Source organism: Pseudomonas sp. NCIMB 10586 (genome assembly GCF_023127895.1).
Classification (GTDB): Bacteria; Pseudomonadota; Gammaproteobacteria; order Pseudomonadales; family Pseudomonadaceae; genus Aquipseudomonas; species Aquipseudomonas synxantha_A.
In genome coordinates this window covers 60,755-74,409 of record NZ_SPKQ01000028.1, presented here as the reverse complement: position 1 = coordinate 74,409, position 13,655 = coordinate 60,755, and the positions used below count along the sequence as shown (strand labels likewise).

9 protein-coding genes are annotated in these 13,655 nt (G+C 62.6%); 2 read left to right on the top strand and 7 right to left on the bottom strand.

Translation table 11 applies throughout. The features are described 5' to 3' along the window. Positions 1–224 precede the first annotated feature (224 nt). A complete protein-coding gene (locus E4P01_RS12300; protein WP_177327417.1) occupies positions 225–695 on the top strand; it encodes a hypothetical protein in 471 nt (156 codons plus the stop codon). Between the two features lie 139 nt (positions 696–834). Here the strand turns inward: E4P01_RS12300 and E4P01_RS12295 are convergent, their stop codons facing one another. The 7 genes from E4P01_RS12295 to E4P01_RS12265 all read right to left on the bottom strand — a co-directional run bounded on the left by E4P01_RS12295 (position 835) and on the right by E4P01_RS12265 (position 8,291). Then, positions 835–2,475, bottom strand: coding sequence for a BatD family protein (locus tag E4P01_RS12295; RefSeq protein ID WP_216091269.1), 1,641 nt, complete (start codon positions 2,473–2,475; stop codon positions 835–837). Next, positions 2,472–4,211 carry a tetratricopeptide repeat protein gene (locus E4P01_RS12290; protein WP_216091270.1) on the bottom strand — a complete coding sequence of 580 codons (1,740 nt, stop codon included), beginning with the start codon at positions 4,209–4,211 and terminating at the stop codon, positions 2,472–2,474. Before E4P01_RS12290 ends, E4P01_RS12295 begins: the two co-directional genes overlap by 4 nt. Further along, positions 4,208–5,296 carry a VWA domain-containing protein gene (locus tag E4P01_RS12285; RefSeq protein ID WP_032880830.1) on the bottom strand — a complete coding sequence of 363 codons (1,089 nt, stop codon included), beginning with the start codon at positions 5,294–5,296 and terminating at the stop codon, positions 4,208–4,210. Before E4P01_RS12285 ends, E4P01_RS12290 begins: the two co-directional genes overlap by 4 nt. Continuing rightward, entirely contained in the window at positions 5,289–5,783 is a 495-nt protein-coding gene (locus E4P01_RS12280; protein WP_017136650.1) for a DUF4381 domain-containing protein, read from the bottom strand. The genes E4P01_RS12285 and E4P01_RS12280 overlap by 8 nt, the downstream gene beginning before the upstream one ends. Then, the gene (locus E4P01_RS12275; RefSeq protein ID WP_005787858.1) at positions 5,780–6,712 is read right to left on the bottom strand and encodes a DUF58 domain-containing protein; all 933 of its coding nucleotides are present in this window, start codon (positions 6,710–6,712) and stop codon (positions 5,780–5,782) included. Before E4P01_RS12275 ends, E4P01_RS12280 begins: the two co-directional genes overlap by 4 nt. A gap of 5 nt (positions 6,713–6,717) precedes the next feature. Beyond that, positions 6,718–7,677: a MoxR family ATPase gene (locus E4P01_RS12270; RefSeq protein ID WP_005787860.1), complete on the bottom strand. Its 960-nt coding sequence runs from the start codon at positions 7,675–7,677 to the stop codon at positions 6,718–6,720. Positions 7,678–7,937: 260 nt separating this feature from the next. Next, entirely contained in the window at positions 7,938–8,291 is a 354-nt protein-coding gene (locus E4P01_RS12265; protein WP_216091271.1) for a hypothetical protein, read from the bottom strand. A gap of 481 nt (positions 8,292–8,772) precedes the next feature. On the opposite strand from E4P01_RS12265, the gene E4P01_RS12260 reads away from it, so the two are divergent. Beyond that, positions 8,773–13,641, top strand: coding sequence for an NAD-glutamate dehydrogenase (locus E4P01_RS12260; RefSeq protein WP_078821217.1), 4,869 nt, complete (start codon positions 8,773–8,775; stop codon positions 13,639–13,641). Positions 13,642–13,655: the final 14 nt, after the last annotated feature.

Below are 13,655 nucleotides of genomic sequence, written 5' to 3'. Positions count from 1 at the left end.
CTGTAAACCATGTCTCCGGTTAGAAATGTAAACGATGTCCCCGGGTTGTACCGGAGCAAGCCCCCTCCCACAGGGGTTATGGGTGTTGACGGGGTTGGGGGGGGCAGGCAGGCCATTGCGCGGGCCATGTCGCGTTGGGCGCCAGCCGTGGGGAACGGTTGGACAGGGGAGGACCACACACTCACGTGGACGCCTTAATTAACCTTCGGAATCAGAGACTCACCATGACAGTTTCAATAAATGCATCCCCTATTAGTCCTTTTCACGTGATGCCTCAGCAGGTGAACCCTGAAAAAACCTCACCCTCGTCCAGCCATCGGCAAGCGCGAAGCGCTGAGGCCCAAGCCGGCGCCCCTCACGCGCGTCCTTTTGGTGGAGTGACCGACCGGCAACTGATAGGGCTGGTCCGCGACCACTTTCGCGAGTTCGCCGCCGGGGCGACAGACAGCTACGTAAACTTCAATGAATTGAAAGAAGCGGCCGGTCTGATAGCCAGCGACAGGTCATTTTCTCCAGAGGCACACCACACGGCACTGGAGTTGTTGTCACGCCCCGAACTGCTGCGCAAGCTGGATATCGGTATCAGCTTCTTTGGTGGCCCCGGCAAGGAAGATGGCCGGTTCGATATGGATAACCTGAACTATCTGTACAAATTCCCCCATCGTGAATGGAAGGTGCCGCGCCGTAATCACTAACATCCAGATGGATGTCGAACAGGCGACACAGGGCAACTGTGGGAGGGGGCTTGCTCCCGATAGCGGTGGGTCAGTTAAAGATGTATCAACTGAAACTCTGCCATCGGGAGCAAGCCCCCTCCCACATGAGTTTGCGGTATTACTTGGGATACAACGGCGGCAAGCTGGTGGTGTCGGTCGCCGGGTCCTGCTCGCGTTCGGCCACGGGGATGGCCTTGATCGCACGCCACAGGTCTTCACCCAGCCAGTACTGGCCGCTTTCGCTGTACAGCGCGCCGTTCAAGCCATCCAGGGCATCTGACAATGGCACAAACCGCGCCGCCATGTCGGCCAGGGTTTCCGGCTGTTGACGCGCCCAGGCATCGAGGGCCTGGCGGGTGGCTTGCGGATCGTTGGCCTGGGTGGCGCGCTTGAGGTCGTCGAGCAGGGTGCGCGGGCTCGGGCCGGTTTGCGCGGCGCGCTGTACGGCCGGCTGCCGACGGGCGCGCCACCACAGGCCGAAGCCCAGCAACGTGGTGCATGCCAGGATCAGTGTGCTCAGTTGCCACAGCCACAGGCGCTCATCGTCGGGTGCAGTGATGATGGTCGGCGTGGCGGGTGCGTCCACCACCAGGCTGGGATTGACCGCCACTTGCACAGTGCGCGCCGGCAGGCTGGTGCGTTCCAGGTGATCTTCGTGGGTGTTCCACCACACCACTTCCACCGGCGGCAGTTCCAGCTCGCCGGCGCGGGTTGGCACAAGAGCTTCGCGGTCTTCACGGCTGCCGATCAGGCCGCGGTCGCTGGTCTGGTTGCCCAGTACCGGTTGGTCCGGGTAGCGGCGCAGGCCGTTGACGTCGGCGCTGGGCAGCGCCGGCAACTGTGCGCTGGATAAGCCCTCGGCCTGCACGGTGAGGCTGCGAGTCAGAGAGTCGCCGACCTGCACGTGGTCCGGTGTAGGGTTCCAGCCTTCGCTCAGGGTCAGGCTGCGCGCCGGCAGCCAGGGAGCGTCGGCGGGGTAGAGTTCCGGCTTGGGTTTGATCGTCAACGGCAGGGCCGCAGAGCTGACGTGGATCATCTTGCCCGGCTTGGTGCCCTGCAGTGTGTTTTCCTGGGGTGGGCGCGATTCGACCAGGGTAGCGCTGAAGGTCTGCGCCGGAATCACCACCGTGCCGCTGTGCTGCGGGTAGACAGCGTAGCGGGTCTCGATCACGCCATGGCGGATGCTGTTGATGACCTTCTCATAGGTACGCGACTCGCCCAGTTGTTCGACACGTGCATCGGGAATCTGCAAGGGCGTGAGGCTGCTGTCGTCATACAGCGATACCGAGTGGTACACGCGTACGGTCAACAGCGCTTGGGCCTGGACGTACACGGCGGTCTGGTCGAGGTTGGCCTCGATAAATACTGGGGCCAGCTCGGTGCTGGTGTTCTGGCTGGCTGTTTCGACCACTTGCAGGGTGATCGGCTGGGTCTTGAGTGCGCCCACTTGCAACGGCGGGATGATCACGTTGCCGTTTTCCTTGGGCAGCAGGGTGATGATCCAGCGGGTGGTGGCGTGGTTATCGCCGCCCAGGGTGGTGAGCTGGTTGATCTGGCGGGTGCCGCTGACTTCAAACTGTGCGTCCAGGGGCGACAGGTCCGGCTTGCCGAATTGGGTTACATCGCTGGACTCCACCGTCAGCTCCACCGTTTCCCCGGAGTTGAGGCGGTTACGGTCAACGCTGGCAACCAGGTTCGCCGCCTGGGCGTGGCCTGCCGACAACGCGAGCAGAAGCAAAAGGGTGGTGCGGCGGCTCATCGAGTCGTGTCCTGATGTTGTTGCTGTTCGTACCAGAATTTGCGCCGCAGCAGCTCACCGGGATTGTCCGGGATCTCTTGCAGCCATTGCTCCAGCGCCTGGCGGCGTTCACCTTCAAGGCGGGTGTCGACAGGGCGCAGGGGCGGCGTGGTGGTGTGCTCGTCGCCCAGTTCGCTGCCCGGCACTTCATTGTGGCCTGGCTGTGGGGTGGCGCCGGCCTGAGTTTCACCGCTGCTGGCTTCGCCCTGGCCCTGGGGCGATTGTTCGCCGCTCTGGCCCGTTTGCCCGCTGGCCCCCGGTTGCGCAGTTTGGCCGGGTTGGGGGCTTTCGTCATCTTCGTTTTTTGCAGGCTGGGTCGGCTCGGGCTCGGCTTGCTCTTGCATCAGGGTTTCAACCAGGGCCTTGTTTTTCAGCGCCGGTTGCAGATCGGGCTGGGCTTCCAGGGCTTGCTCGTAGGCGTCGATAGCGGCTTCAAGTTCACCGGCTTTGGCCAGGGCATTGCCTCGATTGTAGTGGGAATAAGCGTCGTTGCCCTGGGCAAAACGTTTGATCGCCTCGGCGTAATTGCCGGCTTCGTACAGGGCTACACCTTGCCATTGCGGGTCTTGAAAGTGTTCGGCAGCTTCGGCTGGGCGCTTGTGCTTGAGCAGGTATTGACCTTGCTGGTCGGGGCGCAGCCACAGGTCCTGAAGGCCAAAGGCGTAACTGGGTTGTGGTGCGCCCAGCAGCAGCAAAGGCAGGCAGAACAGCCAGCCGCGACGCCCGGCGCAGGCGGCCAGCAGTAACAGCGGCAGCAGCAGCCAGTAACCCTGATCGGCCCAGGTGTCCAGGTGCAGCACTTGGCCGTCGTTGCGCAGGGCTTGTACGCTGTCGAGCATACCCAGTTGGCGCAGGTCTTTGTCATCCAGGCGCGCTGCACGGTAGCGGCCACCCATTTCACTGGCGAAGGCCTTGAGCGTCGGGCTGTCGAGGCGTGGCACCAGGATCGCGCCCTGGTCGTCCTTGAGGAACTCGCCGCTTTCCTGGGTCACCGGTGTGCCTTCACGGCTGCCGATGCCGAGGATCGACAAGGGCAGTGCCTGGGCGCTTTGCAGTTGCAGGCGGATGCCCTGGCGCTCCTGTTTCGACAGCGAGGAGCCGATCAGCAGCAGGCGCCCCTGGCCGAGCCCGCCTTGCTTGAGCAGGCCGAGGGCTTTTTCCACGGCCAGATCGGCGCGATGGCCGGGCTCGGGCATGATCGAAGGGCGCAGGGCCTCCAGCAGATTGCGGCTGGTGGCCAGGTCGTCCGACAGCGGCAGCAGCGTATGGGCGCTGCCCGCATACACGACGATGGCGGTTTGCGCATCGGTGCGTGCTTGCAGCAGGTCATACAGCTTGCGCCGCGCCTGCTCCAGGCGGTTGGGCGGGCTGTCGGTGGCAAGCATTTCCGGGGTCAGTTCCAGCAGTACCACCAGCGGGTCAGCGGGTTTCTGACTGGGCTGTTCAACCCGTTGCCAACTGGGCCCCAGCAACGCCAGCACGGCCAACAGCCAGGCGATGCCCAGCAGCACCCACGGCGATTTGCTCTCGCGGCCGTTGCCGCCACTGAGCAGTACGGCATGGAAGGCCGGTGGCAGGATCATCTGCCAGCGGCCGGCGCGCTTTTGTCGGTGCCACAACTGCCACAGCAACCAGCCGAGCAGCGGCAGCAGCAATAGCCACCAGGGCCGGAACCAGTGCGGCCACAGGGCGATCATCGACGTCTCCGCAAACGCAAGCGCTTGAGGCGCTGGCGCCATTCAGGGTGTTGTTGCAGGAAGATCCCTTTGCTCGACAGCTTGTTGAACCCGCGTTGCAAGGCGTTGTTGGGCCAGCGTTCCTGGATCACCAGCAACAGGCTCAAGATCAGCGCCAGCGCCAGCGGGCCGCTGTACAACGCCTGGGCCGGTCGCGCTTGGGTGGGTTGTTGTTCGACGGGCTCCAGGGTGTCGAGGGTCTCCTTGATCTGCTGCAGTTCCTCGCCGTCATGGGCGCGGAAATATTGACCGCCGGTGGCCTCGGCCATCGCCTTGAGCGCCGGCTCGTCGAGGTCCAGGCTCGGATTTACGCCGAGAATGCCCAGGGAACCGGTTTGCTCCGGGTCGGCGCCAATGCCGATCGGGTAAATCTTCACGCCTTCTTCGGCCGCCAGTCGCGCTGCCGTCAACGGGTCGATCTGCCCGGCGTTATTGGCGCCGTCGGTGATCAGGATCAGCACACGGCTTTGCGCCGGGCGTTGGCGCAGGCGTTTCAAGGCCAGGCCAATGGCATCGCCGATGGCGGTGTTCTTGCCGGCAATGCCGATACGCGCTTCGTCCAGCCAGGTACGTACGGTGCGCCGATCAAAGGTCAGCGGTGCCTGCAGGTAGGCTTGAGTACCAAACAGGATCAAGCCCACGCGGTCACCTTCGCGTTCTTCAAGAAAGTCCCCGAGCAGGTGTTTGACCAGGGCCAGGCGACTCACGTCCTCACCCTGCCAGTGCATGTCGGGGAAATCCATGGAGCCTGACACGTCGACCGCCACCAGCAAGTCCCGGCCACTGGCGGCAATTGGCAAAGGCTCGCCCAGCCATTGCGGGCGTGCGGCGGCAGTCAACAGCAGCAGCCACAGCACCACGAAGGGGGCCTGCTGGCGCCAGCCTGGCAGGTTGGCGCGGGCGCGACGGCGGGCCAAGCCTTCGAGGTCGCTCAGGTAGCTGACTTTCAATGCCGGCTCGCCGCTGTCGGCCACGGGCAGGATCAGGCGCATCAACCAGGGCAATGGCAACAGGGTAAAGATCCACGGCCAGGCGAACTCAAACATGTTTGCGGATCCAGGTGTCGACAGCCTGGGTCAGGCCGGCGATAGCTTTGTCGTCGAGTTTGCATTCGGGCTTGTAGGCGCCTTCCACCAGTACCATCCAGCGCGTCAGGCCGGCGGCGGGGCAGCGGTTGTCGAGGAAGGCCAGCCATTTGCGGCCGTTGAGGGTATGGCTCTGGCTATACGGGTAGTCGTTACGGCACAGGCGCTTGAGCAGGCCGTTGAGTTGTTGCAGCCAGGCACCTGCGGGCGCGCCGTCGTAGGGCTTGGGCATCAAGGCCAGTTCGGCGAGGGCGGCGATGCGCAGCGGGTCCAGCGGTTGTTCGGCGCGGGCCACGGGGCGGCGGGTTGGCAGGAAGCGGCGCAACCACCACAGGCCCCAGCCGAGCAGCGGGATCACCAGCAGCAACAGCCACCAGCCGGGCGCAGGCGGCCAGAAGCCGATGGCCGGCGGCGCGATCAGCGGTTGCAGTTGGTCCAGGCTGCTCATTGTTTTTTAACCGGGCGTTGCGGGTTGAGGTACTCGCGCAATTGCTCGACCATTTCACTCTGTGTGCTCAACGGCATCAACAGCACCCGCAGCTTTTGCGCGAGCCGTTCCCAGCGGGCGATACGCGCTTCGGCCTGGGCTTTGTAGGCCTGGCGCAAATCAATGTTCAGGGTGTCCAGTTCCAGCTGTGCGCCGCGTTCTGCGAAGCGCAGTAACCCGGCGGCGGGCAGGGCGTGATCAAGCGGGTCGGAAATGGGCAGCAGCAACAGGTCGCAATGTCGCGACAGCAGGCTCAGCTGTTGCTCGGCGCTATCAGTCAGCGCCCGTTCATCGCAGATCACAATTCCCAGGCTGCCCGGTCGCAACACTTCACGGCCACGGCGCAAGGCCATGCCCAGGGCATCAGCTTCGGGGCGGCTTTCGGTGTTCAGGCTCTGGTTGACCCGCACCAGGCGGTTAAGCAGCTGCAACAGGCTTTGTTTGCTGCGTCGAGGCTTGATTTCGTAGTGCTCGCTGTCGCCGAACACCAGCCCGCCGACCCGATCGTTATGCCCCAGGGCCGCCCAGCCGATCAGGCTGGCCGCTTGTGCGGCGAGCACCGACTTGAACATCTGCCCCGAGCCGAAGAACAGACGGCAGCTTTGCTCCACCATGATAAAGATCGGCCGTTCGCGTTCTTCGTGGAACAACTTGGTGTGCGGTTCCTGGGTGCGCGCTGTCACGCGCCAGTCGATGGTGCGCACGTCGTCGCCCGCCTGGTACACCCGCACCTGATCGAAGTCCACACCGCGCCCGCGCAGCTTGGAGTGGTGCAGGCCGATCAACGGGCTGCGCTGGCCGGGCGTGGAGAACAGCTGCACTTCGCGCACGTGGTGACGCATCTCAATCAGTTCACTGAGGGTTACGCGTATACCATCGCTGGCGTTCATCGGCTTCAAGCGACGGCAACAACGTCAAGAATGCGTTGCACCACGCGGTCCTGGTCGATCCCGGCAGCTTCGGCTTCGAACGACAGGATGATGCGGTGACGCAGCACGTCGAACAGCACCGCCTGGATATCCTCGGGGCTCACGAAGTCGCGACCGGCCAGCCAGGCGTGGGCGCGGGCGCAACGGTCCAGGGCGATGGAGCCTCGGGGGCTGGCGCCATAGGCGATCCACTCGGCCATTTCCGGGTCGAACTTGGAAGGCGTACGCGTGGCCATGACCAGTTGCACCAGGTATTCCTCTACCGCATCGGCCATGTACAGGCCAAGGATTTCCTTGCGGGCGGCAAAGATCGCCTGTTGGCTGACGCGCCGCTCAGGCTTGGTTTCGCCATTGAGCGCTTCGCCGCGGGCCTGTTGCAGGATGCGCCGTTCGACGGCGGCGTCCGGGAAACCGATCTTGACGTGCATGAGGAAGCGGTCGAGCTGGGCTTCGGGCAGAGGGTAGGTGCCTTCCTGCTCGATGGGGTTCTGCGTGGCCATCACCAAAAACAGCGGCGATAGCTCGTAAGTGCTACGGCCCACGCTGACCTGGCGCTCGGCCATCGCTTCAAGCAAGGCCGACTGGACCTTGGCCGGGGCGCGGTTGATTTCGTCGGCGAGCACCAGGTTGTGGAATATCGGCCCCTGCTGGAACACGAAACTGCCGGTTTCCGGGCGATAGATCTCGGTGCCGGTGATGTCGGCGGGCAGCAGGTCGGGGGTGAACTGGATACGATGGAACTGCGCTTCGATGCCTTCGGCCAGCTCCTTGATCGCCTTGGTCTTGGCCAGCCCCGGTGCGCCTTCGACCAGCATATGGCCGTCGGCGAGCAGGGCGATCAGCAGGCGATCGATGAGTTTTTCCTGGCCGAGAATCTGCGTAGAAAGAAAGGTTCGCAGCGCAAGCAGCGCTTCACGATGTTCCATCGATGACGGTTCCTGGAAAGATGAGCCTGATGGTGGAGCGCGAGCGCCAGGCTTGGGAGGCTTACTTTAATGCATCGAAGGGGGTGTCGACTAACGACGTCACGGGTATTTTCAGAAAAACTTGTAGGCTTTTGGTGTGGGAACACGGTCAATGTGGGAGGGGGCTTGCCCCCCGATGCCCGTGTGTCAGGCACCGATGTATTAACTGACCCGCCGCTATCGGGGGCAAGCCCTCTCCCACATTTGAACCAGAGTGCAGCTTAAATCCGGATGAAAGTGCCAGTGCCTGCGAGGATTTTCTGCAGGGTTTCCTCCACTTCAGCCAGGTCGGATGCGGCCGTGGCGTGGGTGATCTCCAGATGATCCTTGCCGCCCAATGCATCGGCATCACCCGCTGCAAGTTCGACCAGCAACCTCGTAGCACTCAAGGTGATCTTCAGCCCATCCAGCGTCGACGGCTCGTAATCCCAGGTCAGTTCCACTTCCTCTTCATCCGGGTAGCGGCTCAACATGAACATTTCGCCGTTTTTGCCGTGGCAGCAAAGCATGGCCATGTTGTCTTCTTCTTCGTCGCACGGGGTGGCCATCAGGGCGTCGGTTTTCAGCTGCAGCATGGGAAATCCTGTGTGGAGGAGGGCGTTGCGCTGGCAATTGTGCCATTGCGGCGAATTTTATGCTGCAGGGTGTGTCAGACCCAGGGCATGACCTGGCGTGCGGTATCAGTCATTTTCGGTACTCAGAGGGCTGAAAAACGCAGGTTTTTTGCCCGGAAAAACGCGGTTGCCCAAGTTGCAACCTATTGCCTGCTTACCGATGACCGAATATGTCGCAGCGTCGCAAGCAGCGGTCTTCCTACACTCGTTAAGCTGCGCAACGGATGTGCCCCGCGCCCGGCGCCTGACCTGCCCGTCGTACCGTCACCCGGCAAGGTGTGCATCTTGTGGAAGTTGTATGTGACCTGACTGTCCTGTCCAGCTTCACCCACCTGTCGGCCTGATTCGTTTATCGTGACCCACGAACAGAGCTGACGGTCTCCCCGCAAGGGGATAACACGCGACGCTTCCATCAATAACAAGCCCAAGCGGAGTACCACAGATGGCGTTCTTCACCGCAGCCAGCAAGGCCGACTTCCAGCACCAACTGCAAGCGGCACTGGCGCAGCACATCAGTGAACAGGCACTGCCACAAGTGGCGCTGTTCGCTGAGCAATTCTTCGGCATCATTTCCCTGGACGAACTGACCCAGCGTCGCCTTTCCGACCTGGCCGGTTGCACCCTGTCTGCCTGGCGCCTGCTTGAGCGCTTCGATCACACCCAACCGCAAGTGCGGGTCTACAACCCCGATTACGAACGACATGGCTGGCAATCGACCCACACCGCGGTCGAAGTGCTGCACCATGACCTGCCATTCCTGGTGGACTCGGTCCGTACCGAGCTGAACCGCCGTGGCTACAGCATCCATACCCTGCAAACCACCGTGCTCAGCGTGCGCCGTGGCAGCAAGGGTGAGTTGCTGGAAATTCTGCCCAAGGGCACCCAGGGCGAAGGCATCCTGCAAGAATCGCTGATGTACCTGGAGATCGACCGCTGCGCCAACGCCGCCGAGCTGAACGTGCTGAGCAAAGAGCTGGAGCAGGTGCTGGGCGAAGTGCGCGTGGCCGTGGCCGATTTCGAACCGATGAAAGCCAAGGTCCAGGACCTGCTGGCCGGTATCGACGCCAGCGCATTCACGATCGACGGTGAAGAAAAAGCCGAGATCAAGAACTTCCTGGAATGGCTGGTGGGCAACCACTTCACCTTCCTGGGCTATGAAGAGTTCGTGGTACGTGACGAGGCGGACGGCGGTCATATCGAATATGACGCCAGCTCCTTCCTCGGTCTGACCAAGCTGTTGCGCGCCGGCCTCACCGCCGAAGACCTGCGCATCGAAGACTACGCCGTGGCCTACCTGCGTGAACCGACGGTGCTGTCGTTCGCCAAGGCTGCACACCCAAGCCGCGTGCACCGCCCGGCGTATCCGGACTACGTGTCGATCCGCGAGATCAGTGCCGACGGCAAGGTCATCAAGGAACACCGCTTCATGGGCCTCTACACCTCCTCGGTGTACGGCGAAAGCGTGCGAGTGATCCCGTACATTCGCCGCAAGGTAGCGGAAATCGAGCGTCGCTCGGGCTTCCAGGCCAAGGCGCATCTGGGTAAGGAACTGGCCCAAGTGGTTGAAGTGCTGCCCCGTGACGACCTGTTCCAGACCCCGGTCGACGAGCTGTTCAGCACCGTGATGTCGATCGTGCAGATCCAGGAACGCAACAAGATCCGCGTGTTCCTGCGCAAAGATCCGTACGGTCGTTTCTGCTACTGCCTGGCCTATGTGCCGCGCGATATCTACTCCACCGAAGTGCGCCAGAAGATCCAGCAAGTGCTGATGGATCGCCTCAAGGCTTCGGACTGCGAGTTCTGGACCTTCTTCTCCGAGTCCGTGCTGGCCCGTGTGCAACTGATCCTGCGGGTCGACCCGAAGAACCGCCTGGACATCGACCCGCTGCAACTGGAAAAAGAAGTGGTGCAAGCCTGCCGCAGCTGGCAGGACGACTACGCCAGTCTGGTGGTGGAGAGTTTCGGCGAAGCCCACGGCACCAACGTGCTGGCGGACTTCCCCAAAGGCTTCCCGGCCGGCTACCGCGAGCGTTTCGCCGCGCATTCGGCCGTGGTCGACATGCAGCATCTGAACAGCCTCACCGAAGCCAACCCGCTGGTGATGAGCTTCTATCAGCCGCTGGGCCAGGTCTCCGGTCAGCGCGAACTGCATTGCAAGCTCTATCACGCTGACACCCCGCTGGCGCTGTCCGACGTGCTGCCGATCCTGGAAAACCTCGGCCTGCGCGTGCTGGGCGAGTTTCCGTATCGCCTGCGCCATGCCAATGGCCGTGAGTTCTGGATCCATGACTTTGCATTCATCGCCGCCGAAGGCGTGAACCTGGATATCCAGCAGCTCAACGACACCCTGCAGGACGCATTCGTGCACATCGTGCATGGCGACGCCGAGAACGATGCATTCAACCGCCTGGTATTGACCGCCGGCCTGCCATGGCGTGACGTTGCGCTGCTGCGTGCTTATGCTCGCTACCTCAAGCAGATCCGCCTGGGCTTCGACCTGGGTTACATCGCCAGCACCCTGAACAACCACACCGACATCGCCCGCGAGTTGACCCGGTTGTTCAAGACCCGCTTCTACCTGGCGCGCAAGCTCACCGCCGACGACCTGGAAGACAAGCAGCAGCGCCTGGAACAAGCGATCCTCACCGCCCTGGACGACGTTCAGGTGCTCAACGAAGACCGTATCCTGCGTCGCTACCTGGACCTGATCAAGGCGACCCTGCGCACCAACTTCTACCAGACCGACGCAAACGGCCAGAACAAGTCGTACTTCAGCTTCAAGTTCAACCCGCACGCGATCCCCGAGCTGCCCAAGCCGGTGCCGAAGTTTGAAATCTTCGTGTACTCGCCCCGTGTTGAAGGCGTGCATCTGCGGTTTGGCAACGTCGCTCGCGGCGGCCTGCGCTGGTCCGACCGTGAAGAAGACTTCCGTACCGAAGTGCTCGGCCTGGTAAAAGCCCAGCAAGTGAAAAACTCGGTGATCGTGCCGGTGGGCGCCAAGGGCGGCTTCCTGCCGCGTCGCCTGCCATTGGGCGGCAGCCGGGACGAGATCGCGGCCGAGGGCATCGCCTGCTACCGCATCTTCATTTCCGGCCTGTTGGACATTACCGACAACCTGAAGGACGGCGCCCTGGTGCCACCGGCCAACGTCGTGCGCCATGACGACGATGACCCCTACCTGGTGGTGGCGGCGGACAAGGGCACTGCAACCTTCTCCGACATCGCCAACGGCATCGCTATCGACTACGGCTTCTGGCTGGGTGACGCGTTCGCTTCCGGCGGTTCTGCCGGTTATGACCACAAGAAAATGGGCATCACCGCCAAGGGCGCGTGGGTGGGTGTGCAGCGTCACTTCCGTGAACGCGGCATCAACGTGCAGGAAGACAGCATCACCGTAGTGGGCGTCGGCGATATGGCCGGTGACGTGTTCGGTAATGGTTTGCTGATGTCCGACAAGCTGCAACTGGTCGCGGCCTTCAACCACCTGCACATCTTCATCGACCCGAACCCGAACCCGGCCACCAGCTTCGTCGAGCGCCAGCGCATGTTCGAGCTGCCGCGTTCGTCCTGGACCGACTACGACACCAGCATCATGTCTGAAGGCGGCGGTATCTTCTCGCGAAGCGCCAAGAGCATCGCCATCTCGCCACAGATGAAAGAGCGTTTCGACATCCAGGCCGACAAGCTTACCCCGACCGAACTGCTCAACGCCTTGCTCAAGGCGCCGGTGGACCTGTTGTGGAACGGCGGTATCGGTACCTACGTCAAGGCCAGCACCGAAAGCCATGCCGACGTGGGCGACAAGGCCAACGACGCGCTGCGTGTCAACGGCAACGAGCTGCGCTGCAAGGTGGTGGGCGAGGGCGGTAACCTGGGCATGACCCAACTGGGCCGTGTGGAATTCGGCCTCAATGGCGGCGGTTCCAACACCGACTTCATCGACAACGCCGGTGGCGTGGACTGTTCCGACCACGAAGTGAACATCAAGATCCTGCTCAACGAAGTGGTGCAGGCCGGTGACATGACCGACAAGCAACGCAACCAGTTGCTGGCGAGCATGACCGACGAAGTCGGCCACCTGGTGTTGGGCAACAACTACAAGCAGACCCAGGCCCTGTCCCTGGCCGCACGCAAGGCTTACGAGCGCGCCGCCGAGTACAAACGCCTGATGAGCGACCTGGAAGGCCGTGGCAAGCTGGACCGCGCCATCGAGTACCTGCCGACCGAAGAGCAGCTCACCGAGCGCGCTTCGACCGGCAAGGGCTTGACCCGTCCGGAGCTGTCGGTGCTGATTTCGTACAGCAAGATCGACCTCAAGGAAGCGCTGCTCAAATCCCTGGTGCCGGATGACGAATACCTGACCCGTGACATGGAGACCGCGTTCCCACCGAGCCTGGTGGCCAAGTTCTCCGAAGCCATGCGTCGCCATCGCCTCAAGCGCGAGATCGTCAGCACCCAGATCGCCAACGACCTGGTCAACCACATGGGCATCACCTTCGTGCAGCGACTCAAAGAGTCGACCGGCATGAGCCCGGCAAACGTCGCCGGTGCCTATGTGATCGTGCGCGATATCTTCCACCTCCCGCACTGGTTCCGTCAGATCGAAGCCCTGGACCACCAGGTGTCGGCCGACGTGCAACTGGAGCTGATGGACGAGCTGATGCGCCTGGGCCGTCGTGCTACGCGCTGGTTCCTGCGCAGCCGTCGCAACGAACAGGACGCCGGGCGTGACACTGCGCACTTCGGTCCGCACCTGGCAGCATTGGGCCTCAAGCTCGACGAACTGCTGGAAGGTCCGACCCGTGAAGGCTGGCAGAACCGTTACCAGGCCTACACCCAGGCCGGCGTACCGGAGTTGTTGGCACGCATGGTTGCAGGCACAACCCACCTGTACACCTTGCTGCCGATCATCGAAGCCGCCGACGTGACCGGGCATGACGCCGCCGAAGTGGCCAAAGCCTACTTCGCCGTCGGCAGCGCCCTGGACCTGCCGTGGTACCTGCAGCAGATCAGCGATCTGCCTGTGGCCAACAACTGGCAGGCCCAGGCCCGTGAAGCCTTCCGCGATGACGTGGATTGGCAGCAACGGGCGATTACCATTTCGGTACTGCAAATGGCCGATGCGCCACAAGACATGGAAGCCCGCGTGGCCCTGTGGCTTGAGCAGCACCAGGACATGGCCGATCGCTGGCGCGCCATGATGGTGGAAATTCGTGCTGCGGTTGGCGCGGACTACGCCATGTATGCGGTGGCCAATCGTGAGTTGCTGGACCTGGCGTTGAGTGGTCAGTCGGTGTTGCAGCCGGCTTGATGCTTCGCTAAACC